The following is an 18237-nucleotide window of genomic DNA, read 5'->3' on the forward strand; positions in this document are numbered from 1 at the left end:
GCCTAAGTTTTGCAATATATGTTGTTTAAATTTGAAAGAGTGGTGAAATTAATGTTCAGCCCACTCAACCGATGAGAGGTCAATCCCATCTTTGTACATATCCCAAAGTGGAGATAAGTCACGTAGTTTTTCAACAGCAGATTTGGTAATGGCAATTACATGATCAATTTCCGCTTCAGTGGTGTATTTACCAAAACTAAAACGAATTGAACTATGCGCAAGCTCATCAGACAAGCCAAGTGCTCTAAGTACATAAGATGGCTCTAATGTTGCTGAAGTACATGCAGAACCACTTGACACTGAAATGTCTTTAAGTGCCATCATGAGCGATTCACCTTCAACAAAGTTGAAACTTACATTGAGATAGTTTGCAACATTGTATACAGGGTGACCGTTTAAGAAGACTTGCTCTAAATCTTGTAAACCATTCCATAGACGGTCACGTAAAACACGTAATCTTTCTTGTTCAGCAACTAAGTTTTTGCCTGCAAGTTCAAATGCTTCGCCCATGCCTACAATTTGGTGCGTTGCTAAAGTACCTGAACGCATACCACGCTCATGACCACCACCGTGCATTTGTGCTTTTAGGCGTACACGTGGTTTACGACGTACATAAAGTGCACCAATTCCTTTTGGGCCATAGATTTTATGTGCAGAAAAGCTCATTAAGTCTACGTTAAGTGTACTTAAATCAATTTTAACTTTTCCTGCAGCTTGTGCGGCATCTACATGAAAAAATGTTTTATTGGCACGTGTAAGCTCACCAATGGCTGCGATATCAGTGGTGGTACCAATTTCATTGTTTACCATCATTAGTGAGACTAAAACTGTATCAGGACGTAATACTTCAGCAACCATGTCTGCAGTAATTAAACCTGTTTTCGCTTCAGGTTCAATGTATGTAATTTCGAAACCTTCCGATTCAAGCTCACGACAGGTGTCTAAAATGGCTTTATGCTCAATTTTACTAGTAACAATATGCTTACCCTTTTGTGCATAAAATTGCGCAATTCCTTTTAGTGCCAAATTATCTGCTTCAGTTGCACCTGAAGTCCAGACAATTTCACGTGGGTCTGCGTTGACAAGATTGGCAACTTGTTCACGTGCATATTCGGCTTTTTCTTCAGATTGCCAACCATGAGCATGTGAGCGTGAGGCAGGGTTACCAAAGGTACCATCGAAAGTAAGACATTCCATCATGCGTTCAGCCACGATAGGGTCTACTGGTGTTGTTGCTGCGTAATCAAGATAGATTGGACGTTTCATGTTAAATACCTGTCGCCTGTAAGGTGGCTGAATCGAGATTTGCTGATTTTTGGCGGATAGCTACAGTTTGCACATTCTTTGCAGAAGTAAGATCAGCAAGCGATATTTTTGCTAAATAGTTTTCGATGTGATTAGACAAATCATGCCATAGGTCGTGTGTCAGGCACATTGCACCATTTTGACAGTTACCTTGGTGGTCACAACGTGTTGCATCAACAGTTTCATTGACAGCTTCAATCACTTCTAAAACAGTGATTTTGTCTGCGCTTTTTGCTAGGTGGTAACCGCCATTTGCACCACGTACACTAAGTACAAGGCCATTACGTTTAAGTTTAGCAAAAAGTTGTTCCAAGTAGGCTACAGAGATAGTCTGACGTGTTGCTATTTCTGTAAGCGTAATTGTTTTATCTGCCGGTTGTAACGCAAGATCTAAAAGGGCAGTCACTGCGTAGCGACCGCGAGTGGTTAAGCGCATGACTCGATACACATATTCAGACTAGATATTACAATTTTAAGAATCCTGACTAAAATAGTCAAGTTTTAACTCAATAAAAGTCGTTACTGAGTTTATATACCATTATCTCTAATGAGTATGGCTATATACTAACGCAATAATTAAACTTACTGTAATGATAAAAAAGATAATATTAATTCGTTTTTGCGATGCTTTCATATGACGAACACGGTTTTTAAGCTGTTTGTTTTCGACATACAGTTGATTGATCTTAGCGCGTTGATGGTCTATTTTTTCAAGTAAAGTCGAGGTGCGAAGAGGGGAACTAATAGTTTCTTTTTTTAAACTTGCACTAAAAATCCACTTTTTCCAATCACTACCAAGGTGAGGTAAAGATAATGAAATGAGAAAATCTCTCAATTGATCTTTGGTGGTGTTGTCTTCGCTATATATTTTAATACCATAGATACTTTTTTTATTCCCTAAAGCTAAAGCTTGAGCATAGCCAAAAATTGTACTGCTGATTTCAATTGTTGTGGTTTTTTCAGGGGGTTGAAGGTTAAAGAGCAGTCCTTGACTTGAAAAACTCACATAAAAATTAAAGTAGGGAATGTAACAATTGACTTTGAGAGAAATATTTTTCTCTACAAAAGGAATTGCTTGTTGTTTGACAATTGGATCATGCTTAAAGACAAAGCTATAAAAGGTTTCTAAGACAATCATGAGTGCTTCAAGCAAGAAAGAAAGTCGCTTTTTTTCTTCTGTTGGTGTGTTCATGACTGAATATCCTAAATTAAATGTCGTTCATGCATCTATAAGCGTATTATTTTGTCGTGGGCTTATGCCTGTTACGCTTAACTTATTGGCTACTAAAATAGATCAAAAGTGCATATCTAGCAAGGTTGGAAGTTGCAATGATACATTGTTGCATAGTTCTTATACATGTTATTGACTATAAATATAATTATAGATACTTTTTTTCATTGTCATTCATCGTAAACGCCGTAAAAGATACTGTTTTACGTAAAAATATGGCTTTTCGTGTTTTTTTTGTTTTTTTAAAATTAAAAAGTATGAAAAGCGATAACTGAGTCTTGCCTTTTCCCCCAAAGCATTGATATAAAGGCATTGAGGTAAGATATAGAACATGACTAGATCTTAAATAGACCATATTAGAGGACATAATCTTCATGAATAAATCAGAATTGATTGATAACATTGCACAAAATGGGGGATTGTCAAAGGTTGATGCAGGAAAAGCACTTGATGCAACAATTGCGTCTATTACAAAAGCATTACAAGCTGGCGACACAGTAACTTTGGTGGGTTTTGGTACATTTGCTGTAAAAGAGCGTGCAGCACGTACAGGTCGTAACCCAAAAACAGGCGAAGAGCTACAAATTAAGGCGAGCAAAGTACCAAGCTTTAAAGCAGGTAAAAGCCTAAAAGATGCGGTTGTATAATTACAAACCGTGTAAAAACGCGCTTAAAGGCGCGTTTTTTTATGCATGCTGGCAAAATAAATCTGGTGTAATACATGCATTGATGGTGTGATTTCAGTTAGAATTGCAAACAAATAAGATATTGGAATACAGATGGAATCGTTTCGTAAACTGATTAAAGGTTGGTTGGGTATTGTATTACTTGTTTTATTCCTAATTCCTTTAGCGCTTGTGGGTGTTGAAGGCTATTTTAGTGGATCGAACAAGGGAGATGTTGCTAAAAAAGTGAATGGTCAGGATATTTCAAATAAAGAGCTTGATGAGTTGGTTAAATCTTATCAACAGCAGTATTTGCAATATGTTCAAGGTGATGAATCTCTTTTGAATACGGATGTGATTCGAGAATCAGCATTAAATACATTAATTGCCAGAACCTTACTTTTACAGCAAGCTGGTAAATTGGGTATCGAAATGAGTGATACTCAGTTTGTACAAATGTTGTCTCAGCTACCAGATTTTCAAGTGAATGGTAAGTTTAGTAATGAGGTATTTGGTAATTACTTACGCAGTCGTGGTATTACAAAAGAAGCACTGCTTGCAAACTTACAACAAGACCATGCTTTAAAAATGTTAACTGCAACAGCATCGAGTTACGCACTTACAACGCATCAAGGTGTTGAAAATTTTGTTAATTTACAGTCAGAACAAAGAGAGCTTTATCTGTCGAGTATTAAACTTGATGAATATAAAAAAGGAATTGTGATATCTAACCAAGATGTTGCTAATTATTATGAAAAACATAAAAATGAGTTTAGACGTAGTTCATCTGTAGACGTAGACTACGTAGTAGTTAAACCAAGTATGTTTACACAAACCACCCCAATTACAGAAGCAGAGCTTACACAAGCTTACACGCAATATGTGGACGCACAAAAAAATAATGCTAAAAAAGATGTTCGCCATATCTTAATTACGAAAGATACACGTAGTGAAGAAGATGCTTTAAAATTGGCAAATGATGTAGAAGCAAAACTAAAAGCAGGTTTATCTTTTGCAGATGCAGCTAAACAATACTCTGAAGACCCAACTTCTAAAACTAAAGGAGGTTTGATTGAGGGGTATCAAGCAGGTACATTAGGCTCAACAGAGTTTGATGATGCAGTGAAAACATTGAAAGACCATACTATTTCTGCACCTGTAAAAACAAACTTTGGTTATCACATTATTGATGTGAACACTGAAGCAGTAAAAATTGCATCTTTTGAAGAAGAAAAGGCAAAACTGCAAGCAAGCTTAGAACAAAGTAAACGTGCAAATGCATATACAGATGCGGTAAATGGACTAAATGATGCCGCGGTAAGTGCCGATGCTTTAGATGTTATTACCCAGCAAATCAAAACCACCTCTATTCAAAGTGCTAAAAATGTCACACTTTGGACAAGTAACCCATATTTAAGTCAGCCTGTTGTGAAAACCAAGTTATTTAATAATGAAGTGAAAAATGGTGATCGTAATATTTCAACGAGTATTGCATTGGCGAATGGTGAAACTTTGTGGTTAAAGGTTCGTAATTATCACCCTGAAGGGCTACAAACCTTAGAGCAAGCAACAGATGCTATTAAAGTCACGCTGTTAAATAAAAAAGCAGCGGCACTTGCGACAGCTAAAATTATGTCAACTTTAGAGGCATTCAAAACAGAACCTGCAGCGCAGGTGATTGCAAAAAGCAATATTAAGTTTGAAAAACCTGCATTGTTTAATCGTCAGAATTTGAGAAAAGATATTGCAGATGTGGCTTTCACTCAACCTGTACCTAAAGCGGGTATGTGGTCTGTAGGTACAGCAGATTTAGCGGATGAGCTTGTGATTGTGGCTGTTTCTAAAGTAGATAGAGATGCATTTAGTAAGCTCACACCTGAACAAGTACAGCAAGCTACCAAGGCGTATCAGCAACTTCGTGGTGAGCAAGAGTTAGCAGACTATATTGACTATCTAAAATCAATTGCAAAGATTAAGTAGTTGATTTGTATCCATGTCATTCTCTAGAGAGTGACATGAATTTTTTTAGATTAAGACTTGTCAGTATCCGTAAAATAGCGTATTTTAAAATGAGATCATATTTATTTTGAAGACAATACATGACCTTGTTGATGCAATCTGTTTTTTCATACGTATACTTTTGGCACTTTAGATAATTGCCCCTATACGTATGGGCAAAAGAAAGGTTGCCCATCAACATTTATGAACCTGATTGGCAGCCACCAATCAGGTTTTTTTATGTCATATTTTTGGAGATTTCACATGAGTGACCATTTTAACTTTTACTTTTTCTATAGCCAATCTTATCTATCACAGCATACTCATCATCAAATACGATCTTCCCAGAAATAAGGTAAGGGTTTCGACCCCATAAAAGGATATACCATGAACACAGTTGTTTTACCCATTCAAGAACAAGCACTTCCTACGCCACAGCAGTTAAAACAAGATTTACCCCTTTCAAGTGCGCTCAAACTACAAATTACACAGCACAGACAGGTTGTAGATGCTATTTTAGCGGGTCAAGATGATCGGTTATTACTTATTATTGGTCCTTGTTCCATTCATGATCCTGTTGCAGTATTAGAATATGCAAAAAAATTAGAAAAACTACAACAACACGTCAAAGATCATATTTTTATTGTGATGCGTGCTTATATTGAAAAACCAAGAACAACTGTGGGATGGAAAGGGTTTTTGTACGACCCAATGTTAGATGGTCGTGCAAATTTAAAACAAGGTATTGAAAAATCTCGCGAATTGTATCTCAAATTGGTTGAGATCGGCATTCCGATTGCAAGCGAAATTCTTAACCCAATGGCAACAGGTTATTTTGATGATTTGATTGCTTGGGGAGCAATTGGTGCAAGAACGTCTGAGTCGCAAATTCATCGTGAAATCTCAAGCAGTTTACCTTTTGCGGTAGGTTTTAAAAATGGTACAGATGGTTCGGTACAAATTGCTTTAGATGCTATACAGTCTGCTGCGGCTAAACATGATTTCTTCGCACTTGGGCAACATGGTGCGCCTGTCTTAAAGAGTAGTTTAGGCAATCCATTTCCGCATTTGATTTTACGTGGTGCTAATACGGGCACGAACTATGATGCACAGTCAGTACAAAATATCAAAGACAAAGTGGGCGAAAATATGCCTGCTTTAGTGATTGATTGTAGTCATGGTAATAGTGGTAAAGACCCTTTGAAGCAACCTGCGATTTTAAAACAAATTATTGCAGAAAGAAAGCTCACTCAAGTCAGGGGAGTTATGGTAGAAAGTCATCTTCTTGATGGTGCACAAAAAATTTCAACAGACATGACTTACGGAAAATCGGTGACAGATGGTTGTTTAGGATGGGAAAAAACTGAGCAACTTGTATTGCACGTATGTCGTGATTTATCTATTTAGTACGACTTTGAAAAGTAGGGTACAGGTGCTTTGAGCACCTGTATTTTTTATAGACCTGCTTCGTATGCTGTACTCGAAAGTAAATATTCTAGATCTTTAATATTGTCTGGCTTTATTTTATAAATCCAACCTTTACCATAAGGATCATCATTAATGAAATCGGGGTCATCCTCTAACGCATCATTTACTTCTACGATAGTGCCTGAAATCGGCATATGAATATCTGATGCAGTCTTTACTGACTCGACGACACCCGTTTGAGTCGTGGCTTCGATATGTTGTCCAATGTCAGGTAGTTCAACATACACTAAATCACCTAGAGCATCTTGTGCATGATCTGAGATTCCTGTAACAACTAAATCACCTTCGAGTCTAACCCATTCATGGGTTGAAGCATATTTTAGATCTGCTGGATGGTTCATAAAAATATCCTATTTTATATCTAGAAGCATATTGTATTTTGAAATGAAAAAACCTACTTATCATGATGAGCAGGTTTTTTTATTGCTTAAACGTGTTTATTCATCTGGGTATGCGGCTTTTTTTAAGGCTTTGATATTGGCTTCAGGTGAACATAACGAAATAAAATTGTAGCCATAACCACGCAGTAAGTGCCCTTTACGTACAGCAATCCATGTAGTGTTGATATCAAAAAGTGTTGTTTTCACTTGTGATAAGTGAATGTCACGTTTTTCATCATAGGCAATACTGTTAATAATACCAATACCCATACCTAATTCTACATAGGTTTTAATCACATCTGTATCTAAGGCAGACATTACAATATCTGCATCTAAATGGGCATCGATGAATGCTTGATTGATTTTAGCTCGACCCGTAAAGCCTTCATGATACGTTACAATAGGATATTGCGCCAAGTCTTCAAGCGTGATGTGCTCAAGCTTGGTCAAAGGATGTTCTTTGGGCGTAATAATACTATGCTGCCATGTATAGTATGGAATACCCGCTAAATTATCTTCTGTGGTTAATGATTCTGTTGCAATGCCGATATCGGCTTGCCCCTGTAAAAGCATTTCTACAATTTCAGAAGGGCTTGCTTGTTGTAATACCAAGTGGACTTTGGGAAATTGCTTTTTAAATAAATTGACAATCGGTGGTAAAATATAACGTGCTTGGGTATGTGTAGTTGCAATCGTTAATGTACCTTCATCGATTTTATTAAATTCATCGGCAAGACGTTTGATGTTTTCTGCATCAATTAACATACGCTCTACCACAGACAATAGAGCTTGTCCTGGCTCGGTCAAGCCTAAAATTCTCTTTCCTTTACGAATAAAAAGTTGAACACCGAGTTCATCTTCTAGGTCTTTAATGTGTTTACTTACGCCAGATTGTGAAGTAAATAACGCAGCAGATGCTTCGGTTAGATTAAAGTTTTGTCTAACCGTTTCACGAATAATGCGTAATTGCTGAAAATTCATGTTTTTATACTCTTATTGTTAGGCTATAGAGGATGACTTCGTTTCAAACAGATGTAAATGCTTTGCAGTAATCCAAACGGTTTGACCTGCTGTTAAAATTTGAGCACTGGCTTCTTCTTGTGAAACAAAAATCTCAATTGGATGTTGGTTACGATCTTCTAGTTCAGCAATAATTTTACCTGCAACCCAGACATAACGTAAGAAGGTGGCTTCAATAGAATGTGCTAAATGTTGTGTATGAATAATAAGTTCATGTGGTCGAGCAAATGCAGTGACCTGTCCATTTTCACGCGATGATGTTAGTTCTAAACTGTCATTACCGATATGTAGCACACTATTTTGTGTTGTTCCTTCAAATCGATTGGCTTGTCCTAAAAAGTCAAAAACAAAAGGCGTTTGTGGTTGTTGGTATACTTCACGAGGTGAGCCAATTTGCTCAATATTTCCTTTATTCATGACAACAATTTTGTCTGCAACCTCTAAGGCTTCTTCTTGGTCATGTGTAACAAAAATAGAGGTAATATGTAGTTCATCGTGTAAATGTCTTAGCCAACGTCTTAATTCTTTGCGTACTTTAGCATCTAGTGCCCCAAATGGTTCATCAAGTAACAATACCCGTGGTTCTACAGCCAATGCTCTTGCAAGGGCAATACGTTGGCGTTGTCCACCTGAGAGTTGTGATGGGTAACGGTCAGAGAGAAAATCTAGTTGAACGAGTTCAAGAAGTTGGTGTACACGTTGTTTAATTTCTGCATCTGACGGGCGGGTAGATTTTGGACGTACACGTAAACCAAAGGCAACATTTTCAAAGACTGTCATGTGTCTAAAAAGTGCATAATGTTGGAACACGAATCCTACTTGTCGCTCTCTTACGTGTGTGCGGGTGGCATCTGAACCTTCGAGCAAGACTTGCCCCGAGTCAGCTTGCTCTAACCCAGCAATAATACGCAATAAAGTGGTTTTACCACAGCCTGATGGGCCAAGTAGTGCCACCAATTGACCTTCAGGAAAGTCTAAGCTAATGTTGTTGAGAGCGTGAAAATCACCAAAATGCTTTTCTATATTTTTAACTTGGATACTCATTGAACATGCTCCCTATGTAGTACTTGAATTATTTTTTTCTTGGCGAACTTCTACCCATGTTTTAATAATCAGGGTAAGGATTGCTAAGAAGGCTAAAAGTGATGCCACGGCGAAAGCTGCACTGTAGCTGTAGTCGTTGTATAGAATTTCTACATGTAAGGGAAGGGTGTTCGTTTCTCCACGAATATGCCCAGATACGACAGATACCGCTCCAAACTCACCCATTGCACGTGCATTACATAAAATCACACCATACAGTAAACCCCATTTGATATTAGGCAGAGTAATTTTCCAAAATGTGGTCCAACCTGATGCACCAAGTAAAATGGCCGCTTCTTCTTCCTCGTTTCCTTGTGCTTGCATCAATGGAATGAGTTCTCGCGCGACAAAAGGTACTGTAATAAACACAGTAGCCAAAACAATAGCAGGTACAGAGTACAAAATTTGAATATTGTGGGTTTGCAACCAACTACCGAGCCAACCTTGTGTACCGAACATTAGCACAAGCATCAAACCTGCAATGACAGGCGACACAGAAAATGGGGTATCTATGAGTGTGGTGAGAAGTGTTTTTCCTTTAAAGTTGAATTTAGCAACGGCCCATGCGGCTGCGACACCAAATACTACATTTAATGGAACAGCAATCGCTGCTGTGAGTAGGGTAAGTTTTACTGCAGATAGTGTATCTGGCTCAACCAGTGCTTTGAAATAAACTTCAACCCCTTGGCGGAAGGCTTCAATGAAAACTAAGCCCAATGGTAAAATAAGTAATCCAAGAAAAACAATGAGACTAATACTCAGTAACACTCGTCTGACCCATGCTGGTTCACGTGTAGCATCTTTTGCTTGGAGTTGTTGTGCTAGATTTTGATGAGAACCGGCCATTAGACATTTCTCCCTGTACGGCGTGTTGCCCAAGATTGAAAAATATTAATGAGTAATAAAATGGCAAATGATAAAAGCAGCATAATAACAGCAATGGTTGTGGCACCTGCATAGTCGTATTCTTCGAGTCGAGAAACGATCATGAGTGGTGCAATTTCAGTTTTGTAGGGTTGGTTGCCTGCAATAAAAATAACTGAGCCATATTCACCTACACCACGTGCAAAAGCCAAGGCGAACCCTGTAATTAAAGAAGGCAAAATAATGGGCAAAATCACATGTCTAAACGTTTGCCAACGGGTTGCACCAAGGGCAGAAGCTGCCTCTTCAAGCTCAGTTTCTAAGTCACTTAAGACCGGTTGTACTGTACGAACAACAAAAGGTATACCAATAAAAATTAATGCTAAGGTAATTCCTGTTGACGTATAAGCGACTTTGATTCCCAAAGGTTCTAGATATTGGCCAACCCAGCCTGTAGACGCATATAATGAAGTAAGTGCAATCCCTGCAACAGCTGTGGGCAGTGCAAATGGCAAATCAATGAGGGCATCGACAATGCGTTTAGCGGGAAACGTATATCTAACCAAACACCATGCTAAGAGTAAGCCTAAAAACACATTGACCAAGGCGGCAATGAACGCTGTAGTAAAGCTCAGCTGTAAGGCCTTTAATATGCGGGTATCTTGAATAATATCGAGTAGGCCACTCCAACCGATACCAAAAGATTTAATAAATACCGCTGACAGGGGTAAAAATACAATAATAGATAAATAAAGTATTGTATAACCTAAAGATAAACCAAAACCTGGTAAAACAGCTTTGTTGTTACGCATGATAATCTCTCAAATAACAGCCTATTTTCTATATAGACTGCACTAAAACATGATTTTTCTGGCTTCCTACCGAGGCATAATGTGCACGGTCTCGTATATCTTGTTTTTGCATTGCAACGAGATAAGGTAGCAATTGAGGAAAAGCGCCAAAGCCTGAATCAACATTAATGTGTCCGACTTGCCCTAAGTTAACATAAGGCACTTTCCACTGTTTGGCAAAGTATTTTGCATCGTCAAAGCTCAACCAAGGGTCATTTTCACTGACTAGCATGACTGTAGGCACATTAATTTGCAATGATTTAAAGTATGTAAAGAGATGATCATGTTCTGGTTGAGCAAAACCATGTGATGAAAAACGTGCAGGGTTGGCTGGTGCAACCAAAATCAGTTTTTCAATACGTGGTTGTAGATGAGGGTGTTGTGCAAGTGCTGCAATACTAGTGAGGCAACCAAAGCTATGCGCAATAATTTGTAGCTTACCATTTTGAGTGGTGGCAATGGTTTTGACCCATTGTTCAATCCATTGATCTAAAATGGGTTGTTGCCATTGTTGTACAACACGTTTGGTTTGTGGCAAACGTTGTTCTAACCACGTTTGCCAGTGTTTTTCATTACTTCCACCAACACCAGGAACGATAATATTGTATAGCTGTGTCATATTATTGCTCCTATTAGATGTGGTCATGAAGGTGATTTTTATTTGCTTTGAGCATTGGCTTTGATGATTTTGTCAAAAATACCATCATTTTCAAAATGCGTTTTTTGTACATTTTTCCATCCACCAAATTCTTGATCAATGGTCACTAAAGTTAATGGTTTAAATACATTGCTGTACTGTTTGAGTACGGCAGGGTTGCGAGGGCGGTAAAAGTTTTTAGCAATAATTTCTTGTGCCAATGGTGAATACAAAAAGTTTACATACCCTTGAGCAACCAAAGCATTTCCATCTTTTTTAGCATTTGCATCGACAATTGCAACAGGTGGTTCTGCTAAAATAGACAACGATGGAGTAATGATTTCAAATTTACCAGGTTGTTCACGCGTAGCAAGATAGGCTTCATTTTCCCATGCGATCAGTACATCACCAATGCCACGCTCTGCAAAGGTTGTTGTTGCACCACGAGCACCTGAGTCTAAGACTTTCGTGTTTTTATAAATTTTGCTCACGAAAGTTTGCGCTGTTTGGTCATTACCCTGTGGTTGATGTTTCGCCCATGCCCACGCAGCAAGATAATTCCAACGTGCGCCACCTGATGTTTTTGGATTTGGTGTAATAATTGCTACATCTGGACGCACTAGGTCATTCCAGTCTTTAATTTGTTTTGGGTTGCCTTTACGCACTAAAAAAACAATGGTAGATGTATATGGCGATGAGTTTTGTGGTAAACGCGACTGCCAATTGGTCGGTAGTTTTCCTGTTTTTTCTGCAATGGCATCAATATCAGCGGCCAACGCTAAGGTCACTACATCTGCATTTAAACCATCAATAACAGCACGTGCTTGTTTGCCTGAACCACCATGCGATTGTTTGAAGTTAATGCTTTCACCTGTACGTTGTTTCCAATACTGACCATACGCTTGGTTGATTTCTGTATATAGCTCACGAGTTGGGTCATATGACACATTTAAGAAGTCTTTTGCAGCAATCGTGTATGATGAAGCACTGAGTAAAGTGGCAACAATAGCAAGTTTAATCTTCTTAAATGACATAGTTTGGTTTCCCTATAGCTAAGTATGGCGAGGTAAGGGGTAAGAATACAGATAATGTCTCAGCATAAAAAATAATAAATAATCATGTTTATATGAATTAAATGAATAATCGATATCAAAGGTAGGGTTATGGGTGATTTTATTTTGTTTTTTCTGCAAATCGACTCGCTAAAATTCCACAGGTAATCAGTTGTATTTGATGAAATAACATAAGTGGTAAAATAATTAGACCAAAAGCATGTCCTGCAAATAAAATTTTAGCCATAGGTACACCACTTGCTAATGTTTTTTTAGATCCACAAAATAAAATCGTGATTTGATCTGCACGATTAAAGCCAAGTTTTCGACTTGAAAAATAAATCACAAACATCGCTATAAACAGTAATGCCATGCATACAACAACTAATACAATGAGTTGATTTGCTGATACTTGTTTCCAAACACCTTCTATGACAGCTTCACTAAATGCAGAATAAACCACCATTAAAATTGAGCCTTGATCTACGATTTTAATTTTATTGGGCTGTCGTTTTAATATCGGTCGTATTTTTTGGCTAAATAGTTGACCTAATACAAAGGGTACAAATAGTAAACCAATAATATTCAGTACGGCTGATAATGAAAAAGATGATTGAGTTGATGAACCTGTGATTAAAAATAATCCAACTAAACAAGGCGTGATGAACATTCCTAAAATATTAGATGCAGATGCACTACATAAAGCTGCAGGTACATTGCCATGTGCGATCGATGTAAAAGCAATCGAGGATTGTACGGTGGAGGGAAGTAAGCAGAGGTATAATATGCCTAAATACAGTTGATGGCCTAAAAGTGGCTCAAGCAATGGCTTTAAGGCCAACCCAAGGAAAGGAAACAAAATAAAAGTGGCACTAAAAATGGTTAAATGCAATCGCCAATGTGTAATACCTGCATAAATGGCTTCACGAGATAGTTTTGCGCCGTGTAAAAAGAATAACAGTGCAATAGCCACGTTGGTTAGTGTGTTAAAAGTGATGGCTGCTTGACCTTGTATGGGCAGTACAGTTGCAAGTATTAACATGGCAACGATCATACAACTAAAACGATCTGGCAGATATTTCATCATCTGTAAAAAATTTCCTTCACTAGAAATGGGAGAGTATGACCTAGATTGTCTAGTCAAGGGATTAAAACAACATTAATTCTTATTAATGTTGTTTTGGTTGTGAGTGCTAATCAATTAAACCATTTTCATCATAAAATGGATACGTGGCTTCAGGCGTACCTAAATTTAAGTAGTGTGTTGTAAATCCATGTTTAATATTCCAACGGTGTAATAACATCCCAGCAGGTTCTAAACTGAAGTGTGCAGGTGCGTCGAGACGAAAGTCGGGGGCAACTTGGTGTGATGTTCCAGGCGCACTACATACAGTAATACCTGCAAGTGTTGTAGTAATAAAGCGGTGTAAGTGGCCACACAATATACGCTGTACTTGCGGGTGTTTTTTGAGTGTACATTCTAAACGTTCAATACCACGTAAATTTTGTTGATCCATATGACCAATACCACTTAAAAATGGGTGGTGATGTAACAAAATAATCGTGGGTTTATGTGGGTGTAGTGAGAGTGTTTGCTCTAACCATTCTTGTTGGTCTTTACAAAACTCACCCCAAGGTTTATTTGGAACGGTTGAATCTAGGCCAATGATTTGTATAGGTAGGTCACTGATAACCCAGTTAAAAAATGTTCCTTGTTCAGGCTGCCAAGGTTGATTTTTATAAGCGACTCGAAGATTTTCACGATCATCGTGATTTCCTGCAATGGCAACCCAAGGAAGATTTAACGAGGCAATTGCATCTGTGAAGGCTTTGTATTCGTCACTGCGTCCGAAGTCGGTTAAGTCTCCTGTAATGGCAACTAAATCAGGCGCAGGAGACAGTTGGTTTAAGTGCTCGATACAGCGTTTAAAAGCGTGTAGTGTGTCTACTTTCTTATAAGATAGTTTACCGTGTGCTTTAATATGTAAATCACTAATTTGAGCGATAACAAATTGGTCTTTCAATGTTTGTGTCCTAAATTGCGTGAAATAATCGTTCTGGTGAAATATGTAAACTGACTTGTTGTCCGATTTGCCACTGTTCATGTGGTGAACAGGTCACCGTCAAAGTATGATGATTTTGATCAACGACCATAAGTTTTTGGGTTTGGCCTAAAAATGTAATTTGGCTAATTTTACCGTGACTAAAAGCTGAAGTTTGTTGGTTAAGTAGTAAATCTTCTGGTCGGCAAAATAAAATTTTATCATTCATTTGAATGTGATTTGTACTTCCAACAAAATGAGCAACAAATGCTGTTTCGGGGTGTTGGTAAATTTGTTTGGCTGTGCCAATTTGCTCGATTTTCCCATGTTGCATGACTGCAATACGGTCACCTAAAGCCATAGCTTCTTGTTGATCATGTGTGACATAAATTGCGGTAATACCGAGGCTTTTTAAAAGTATTTTAATATCTTCGCGTAGTTTTTCTTTAAGCTTTACGTCTAAAGCCGCAAGTGGCTCATCAAACAGTAATATTTTTGGACGAGCAGCTAAAGCACGTGCTAAAGAGACCCTTTGTTTTTGCCCACCAGATAAGGTGTTGATATTGCGATCAGCGTATCCATTTAAATCCACCATGCCGAGCATTTCTTCTACTCGTCTTTTGATCTCATGTGCAGGCAGTTTTTGTATTTTTAAAGCATATGCAACATTTTGCCCGACTGTAAAATTGGGAAATAAGGCATAGTGTTGAAATACCATGCCCACGTGGCGCTTTTCAATTGGAAGAGATGTTACATCGTCAGCGCCAAAAAATATTTTCCCGCCGTGATCGGGTTGTTCTAAACCACTAATTAGTCGTAATGTAGTGGTTTTCCCACAGCCCGATGGACCCAGTAAAACGAGCGTTTCGGACTCATATATATCTAGATCTAGTGGTTTAAGCACTTGATTGTTAGGGTGAAAGGTTCTAGCACACTGACGTAAACGAATATGGATAGTTTGAGTCATATTTTTTTCTCGTTTGAAGGGCTAATCAAGTGGCGAATAAAATGTAAAGTCAGCAGTAATGGAATAATCATGACAAAAAATAGCGTAGTGTAAGCAGATCCGATTTCTAAACGCATAGACGCATAACTGTCTGCAAGTCCTACTGGTAGTGTTTTGGTCAGTGGGGTGTGCAACATCCATGTGATATTAAACTCTCCAATAGAGAGTGTAATTACAGTAAATGCACCTGCAAGAACACCTGTAATACAGTTTGGAACAATCACATTAAAAAAACGTTGTCGAGGTGTAGCACCTAGACTTGCTGCTGCTTCATCAAGTATGTGTAGGTGTGATGATTTCATCACCACTAAAATGGAGCGCACCATAAACGGTAGCGTAAAAAGTACGTGACCCACTAAAATGAATACCCAACTTTCACGGAAATCACGAAAACTACCATAGACTAATAATAGTCCGAGTGCAGTTGCCATACCGGGAATTGCAACAGGTAACATTAAGCATTCTTCAATATAGGTTGCTATTTTTGAGGGGCTTTTAAGCAATGCCCATGCCGTTGGTAGACCTAAAACAATGGTAATTGCTAAACAACACAGGGCGATAAGAAGTGAAAGCCAAAATGTATTGGCGTACATGGCCCAAACTTCATGAATCCAACGCAACGTAAAGCCACTTTTAATACCAATAAAATAGTTTTCTGTAAAACTTGCCAAAATAGACATGGCGATTGGAACCAATAAGAAGAGGCAAACGCAAAGTGTTAAACACAGTTGTAAAGTAAAGATAACGTGACGGTTCATGGCAGACTACCTGCAGAGTTGCCTGTTAATTTTCGTGTCATAATAAGTGTAAGCCAACAAATTAATCCCATGAGCACAGATAATGCAGCAGAAACAGTAAAGTTGGCGTAGTTGGTAAATTCACCATAGATGGTTAATGGTAAAACATCGAGGTTTGTGCCTAACGTAAAGGCCGTACCAAAAGCACCAATACTGGTTGCAAAACAAATGGCCATACTCGAAACAATCGCAGGTGAAAGGCTCGGAATAATCACATCTCGCGTGACTCTCCATCGACTTGCACCCAAAGAACGTGCTGCTTCTTCGAGTTGAATATCTATTTTTTCACACGCTGCCACTAAAGTCATAATGACTCGAGGGATTGAAAAATATAAATAGCCTAAAAACAGTCCAACTAAGCTATAAGCAAAAATAATTTTTCCCATGCCTAAGCTTTGTCCTAGTTGGGCAAATACTCCCTGACGCCCCCCGAGCATAATGATAAAAAAACCAACAACAGCACCGGGAAATGCAATAGGAAAAGTCAGTAAAGTGAGGAGCAGTTTTTTTCCTATAAAGTGTTGTCTTGCTAAAAAGTAAGCAATGGTTGTTGAAATAATCACAGCAACAACGGCAACGAGTGCCGAAATACTAAAAGTTGTAATAAAACTAGAGAGATAACGTGGTTGGCTAATCACAGACCAATATGCCATTTTATGATTGGATTGATCGGGGAGGGTACCTAGAACCACAAGGTACCCAAAAGGAATAAGCCAAAATGCACAAAAAGCGATGATGGTTGGAATAAGTAACCATACTGTTTTTGGCAAAATCGTTTGCTTAAACCTCACATTCATTACTTAACCTCACGCAAATACTGCTGTGAAAAGTCTTTTTGAATGTCTGCCATCTCTTTATAGTTTAAAGTATGTGCACGTTTATATTCACTATCAGGTAAGAATTGCGCTTTGGCTGTGGGTGAAATTGCTTTTTCATCTACAGGTCTTAACCAACTGTCTGCCCAGATTTTTTGTCCACGATCTGATAACACATAATCTAGCACTTTCTTACCGTTGTCACTATGTGGTGCATTTTTAACAAGCCCCATCACATATGGAACTTTGATGGTACCTTCTTTTGGAATAACAAAAACCACATTTGCTTTGTCTTTGTATTTTGCACGGTATGCATTAAAGTCGTAATCAATGAGGATAGGGATTTCACCCGATAAAACGCGTGGGTAAGCGGTTTGTTTTGGAACGATTGGTTTGTTCGTACTGAGCTTTTTGAAATAGTTAATGGCAGGTGTAAAGTTTTTGAGTGTACCGCCTTTTGCCATATTTACAGCAGTGGCAGCAGCATAACCAACAAATGCACTAGATGGATCTAGATAACCTACCATTCCTTGATATTCAGGTTTTAATAGGTCATCCCAGCTTTTTGGAATAGGTGCACCATTAAGCGCATCTACGTTAACCATAAATCCAATTGTACCTGAATGAACAGCAACCCATTTTCCGTTTGGATCTTTTAAATCTTTTGGAATTTTATCCCAACCCTTTGGTTTGTAGTTGGCCAAGACATCTGCTTGGTCTGCTTGCATACCAAAAGTAATTCCCAAATAGGTAAAGTCCGCAATTGGGCTGGCTTTTTCTGCCACAAGCTGTGCTAAAGCTTGACCTGAGTTTTTATTATCTGGTGGAACAACGACCCCTGTATCTTTAGCAATTGCTTGAATTTGTACTCCCCAATTTGCCCATTCAGGCGGGCAATTATAACAAATTGCTGTATTATTTTGTGCAAATGCGAGAGTTGGCATAATAGACGCGGCGCACAATAAATGACTTAAAAGCTGTTTTTTCATGAATGATCCTTGTA

19 protein-coding genes are annotated in these 18237 nt (G+C 38.3%); 3 read left to right on the top strand and 16 right to left on the bottom strand.

Annotated features, from left to right (window positions below; translation table 11 throughout):
- Nucleotides 1-48: 48 nt before the first annotated feature.
- The 3 genes from I2F17_RS05445 to I2F17_RS05455 form a co-directional block, all read right to left on the bottom strand.
- Complete coding sequence (locus tag I2F17_RS05445) at nucleotides 49-1266, bottom strand: IscS subfamily cysteine desulfurase (protein WP_196422408.1); 1218 nt, start codon at nucleotides 1264-1266, stop codon at nucleotides 49-51.
- A 1-nt stretch (nucleotide 1267) separates the two neighbouring features.
- Nucleotides 1268-1741, bottom strand: coding sequence for an Rrf2 family transcriptional regulator (locus I2F17_RS05450; protein ID WP_196422407.1), 474 nt, complete (start codon nucleotides 1739-1741; stop codon nucleotides 1268-1270).
- Between the two features lie 108 nt (nucleotides 1742-1849).
- A complete protein-coding gene (locus I2F17_RS05455; RefSeq protein WP_211139277.1) occupies nucleotides 1850-2497 on the bottom strand; it encodes a hypothetical protein in 648 nt (215 codons plus the stop codon).
- A 413-nt stretch (nucleotides 2498-2910) separates the two neighbouring features.
- Between I2F17_RS05455 and I2F17_RS05460 the strand changes: the two genes are divergently transcribed.
- From I2F17_RS05460 to I2F17_RS05470, 3 genes are all read left to right on the top strand, one after another.
- Nucleotides 2911-3183 carry an HU family DNA-binding protein gene (locus I2F17_RS05460; protein WP_196422405.1) on the top strand — a complete coding sequence of 91 codons (273 nt, stop codon included), beginning with the start codon at nucleotides 2911-2913 and terminating at the stop codon, nucleotides 3181-3183.
- A 132-nt stretch (nucleotides 3184-3315) separates the two neighbouring features.
- On the top strand, nucleotides 3316-5181 hold the full coding sequence (locus I2F17_RS05465) for a SurA N-terminal domain-containing protein (protein ID WP_196422404.1): 1866 nt from the start codon (nucleotides 3316-3318) through the stop codon (nucleotides 5179-5181).
- 405 nt (nucleotides 5182-5586) lie between these two features.
- Nucleotides 5587-6606: a 3-deoxy-7-phosphoheptulonate synthase gene (locus tag I2F17_RS05470; protein WP_196422403.1), complete on the top strand. Its 1020-nt coding sequence runs from the start codon at nucleotides 5587-5589 to the stop codon at nucleotides 6604-6606.
- A gap of 47 nt (nucleotides 6607-6653) precedes the next feature.
- On the opposite strand, the gene gcvH is transcribed toward I2F17_RS05470, so the two are convergent.
- From gcvH to I2F17_RS05535, 13 genes are all read right to left on the bottom strand, one after another.
- Nucleotides 6654-7028 carry a glycine cleavage system protein GcvH gene (gcvH, locus tag I2F17_RS05475; RefSeq protein ID WP_211139278.1) on the bottom strand — a complete coding sequence of 125 codons (375 nt, stop codon included), beginning with the start codon at nucleotides 7026-7028 and terminating at the stop codon, nucleotides 6654-6656.
- A 96-nt stretch (nucleotides 7029-7124) separates the two neighbouring features.
- Entirely contained in the window at nucleotides 7125-8048 is a 924-nt protein-coding gene (locus I2F17_RS05480; RefSeq protein WP_196422401.1) for a CysB family HTH-type transcriptional regulator, read from the bottom strand.
- A gap of 18 nt (nucleotides 8049-8066) precedes the next feature.
- Nucleotides 8067-9131, bottom strand: a complete 1065-nt coding sequence (locus I2F17_RS05485) for a sulfate/molybdate ABC transporter ATP-binding protein (RefSeq protein ID WP_211139279.1) — start codon at nucleotides 9129-9131, stop codon at nucleotides 8067-8069.
- A gap of 12 nt (nucleotides 9132-9143) precedes the next feature.
- The gene (cysW, locus tag I2F17_RS05490; protein WP_196422399.1) at nucleotides 9144-10016 is read right to left on the bottom strand and encodes a sulfate ABC transporter permease subunit CysW; all 873 of its coding nucleotides are present in this window, start codon (nucleotides 10014-10016) and stop codon (nucleotides 9144-9146) included.
- On the bottom strand, nucleotides 10016-10846 hold the full coding sequence (gene cysT, locus I2F17_RS05495) for a sulfate ABC transporter permease subunit CysT (RefSeq protein WP_211139280.1): 831 nt from the start codon (nucleotides 10844-10846) through the stop codon (nucleotides 10016-10018). Before cysT ends, cysW begins: the two co-directional genes overlap by 1 nt.
- Before the next feature lie 28 nt (nucleotides 10847-10874).
- A complete protein-coding gene (locus I2F17_RS05500) occupies nucleotides 10875-11504 on the bottom strand; it encodes an RBBP9/YdeN family alpha/beta hydrolase (RefSeq protein WP_211139281.1) in 630 nt (209 codons plus the stop codon).
- A gap of 38 nt (nucleotides 11505-11542) precedes the next feature.
- Nucleotides 11543-12556 carry a sulfate ABC transporter substrate-binding protein gene (locus tag I2F17_RS05505; protein ID WP_196422396.1) on the bottom strand — a complete coding sequence of 338 codons (1014 nt, stop codon included), beginning with the start codon at nucleotides 12554-12556 and terminating at the stop codon, nucleotides 11543-11545.
- A 139-nt stretch (nucleotides 12557-12695) separates the two neighbouring features.
- Complete coding sequence (locus tag I2F17_RS05510) at nucleotides 12696-13661, bottom strand: bile acid:sodium symporter family protein (protein WP_211139282.1); 966 nt, start codon at nucleotides 13659-13661, stop codon at nucleotides 12696-12698.
- Nucleotides 13662-13767: 106 nt separating this feature from the next.
- Nucleotides 13768-14598, bottom strand: a complete 831-nt coding sequence (locus I2F17_RS05515; protein WP_211139283.1) for a phosphodiesterase — start codon at nucleotides 14596-14598, stop codon at nucleotides 13768-13770.
- 10 nt (nucleotides 14599-14608) lie between these two features.
- Nucleotides 14609-15583: an ABC transporter ATP-binding protein gene (locus I2F17_RS05520; RefSeq protein ID WP_211139284.1), complete on the bottom strand. Its 975-nt coding sequence runs from the start codon at nucleotides 15581-15583 to the stop codon at nucleotides 14609-14611.
- A complete protein-coding gene (locus I2F17_RS05525) occupies nucleotides 15580-16380 on the bottom strand; it encodes an ABC transporter permease (protein WP_211139285.1) in 801 nt (266 codons plus the stop codon). The genes I2F17_RS05520 and I2F17_RS05525 overlap by 4 nt, the downstream gene beginning before the upstream one ends.
- Nucleotides 16377-17216 (bottom strand): ABC transporter permease, encoded by an 840-nt coding sequence (locus I2F17_RS05530; protein WP_196422391.1) that lies wholly within the window; start codon nucleotides 17214-17216, stop codon nucleotides 16377-16379. Before I2F17_RS05530 ends, I2F17_RS05525 begins: the two co-directional genes overlap by 4 nt.
- Nucleotides 17216-18223: an ABC transporter substrate-binding protein gene (locus I2F17_RS05535; protein WP_196422390.1), complete on the bottom strand. Its 1008-nt coding sequence runs from the start codon at nucleotides 18221-18223 to the stop codon at nucleotides 17216-17218. Before I2F17_RS05535 ends, I2F17_RS05530 begins: the two co-directional genes overlap by 1 nt.
- Nucleotides 18224-18237 lie beyond the last annotated feature (14 nt).

Origin of the sequence: Acinetobacter baretiae (genome assembly GCF_015627105.1) — a bacterium.
In the GTDB taxonomy this organism is placed as follows: Bacteria; Pseudomonadota; Gammaproteobacteria; order Pseudomonadales; family Moraxellaceae; genus Acinetobacter; species Acinetobacter baretiae.

What these genes read in the sequence shown, in the direction of transcription:
- I2F17_RS05445 (WP_196422408.1), bottom strand. Translation starts at nt 1,266, where the DNA reads ATGAAACGTCCAATCTATCTTGATTACGCAGCAACAACACCAGTAGAC.
- I2F17_RS05525 (WP_211139285.1), bottom strand. Translation starts at nt 16,380, where the DNA reads ATGAACCGTCACGTTATCTTTACTTTACAACTGTGTTTAACACTTTGC.
- I2F17_RS05500 (WP_211139281.1), bottom strand. Translation starts at nt 11,504, where the DNA reads ATGACACAGCTATACAATATTATCGTTCCTGGTGTTGGTGGAAGTAAT.
- I2F17_RS05470 (WP_196422403.1), top strand. Translation starts at nt 5,587, where the DNA reads ATGAACACAGTTGTTTTACCCATTCAAGAACAAGCACTTCCTACGCCA.
- I2F17_RS05485 (WP_211139279.1), bottom strand. Translation starts at nt 9,131, where the DNA reads ATGAGTATCCAAGTTAAAAATATAGAAAAGCATTTTGGTGATTTTCAC.
- I2F17_RS05510 (WP_211139282.1), bottom strand. Translation starts at nt 13,661, where the DNA reads ATGATGAAATATCTGCCAGATCGTTTTAGTTGTATGATCGTTGCCATG.
- I2F17_RS05460 (WP_196422405.1), top strand. Translation starts at nt 2,911, where the DNA reads ATGAATAAATCAGAATTGATTGATAACATTGCACAAAATGGGGGATTG.
- I2F17_RS05530 (WP_196422391.1), bottom strand. Translation starts at nt 17,216, where the DNA reads ATGAATGTGAGGTTTAAGCAAACGATTTTGCCAAAAACAGTATGGTTA.
- I2F17_RS05520 (WP_211139284.1), bottom strand. Translation starts at nt 15,583, where the DNA reads ATGACTCAAACTATCCATATTCGTTTACGTCAGTGTGCTAGAACCTTT.
- I2F17_RS05450 (WP_196422407.1), bottom strand. Translation starts at nt 1,741, where the DNA reads ATGCGCTTAACCACTCGCGGTCGCTACGCAGTGACTGCCCTTTTAGAT.
- I2F17_RS05465 (WP_196422404.1), top strand. Translation starts at nt 3,316, where the DNA reads ATGGAATCGTTTCGTAAACTGATTAAAGGTTGGTTGGGTATTGTATTA.
- cysW (WP_196422399.1), bottom strand. Translation starts at nt 10,016, where the DNA reads ATGGCCGGTTCTCATCAAAATCTAGCACAACAACTCCAAGCAAAAGAT.
- I2F17_RS05455 (WP_211139277.1), bottom strand. Translation starts at nt 2,497, where the DNA reads ATGAACACACCAACAGAAGAAAAAAAGCGACTTTCTTTCTTGCTTGAA.
- I2F17_RS05480 (WP_196422401.1), bottom strand. Translation starts at nt 8,048, where the DNA reads ATGAATTTTCAGCAATTACGCATTATTCGTGAAACGGTTAGACAAAAC.
- gcvH (WP_211139278.1), bottom strand. Translation starts at nt 7,028, where the DNA reads ATGAACCATCCAGCAGATCTAAAATATGCTTCAACCCATGAATGGGTT.
- cysT (WP_211139280.1), bottom strand. Translation starts at nt 10,846, where the DNA reads ATGCGTAACAACAAAGCTGTTTTACCAGGTTTTGGTTTATCTTTAGGT.
- I2F17_RS05535 (WP_196422390.1), bottom strand. Translation starts at nt 18,223, where the DNA reads ATGAAAAAACAGCTTTTAAGTCATTTATTGTGCGCCGCGTCTATTATG.
- I2F17_RS05505 (WP_196422396.1), bottom strand. Translation starts at nt 12,556, where the DNA reads ATGTCATTTAAGAAGATTAAACTTGCTATTGTTGCCACTTTACTCAGT.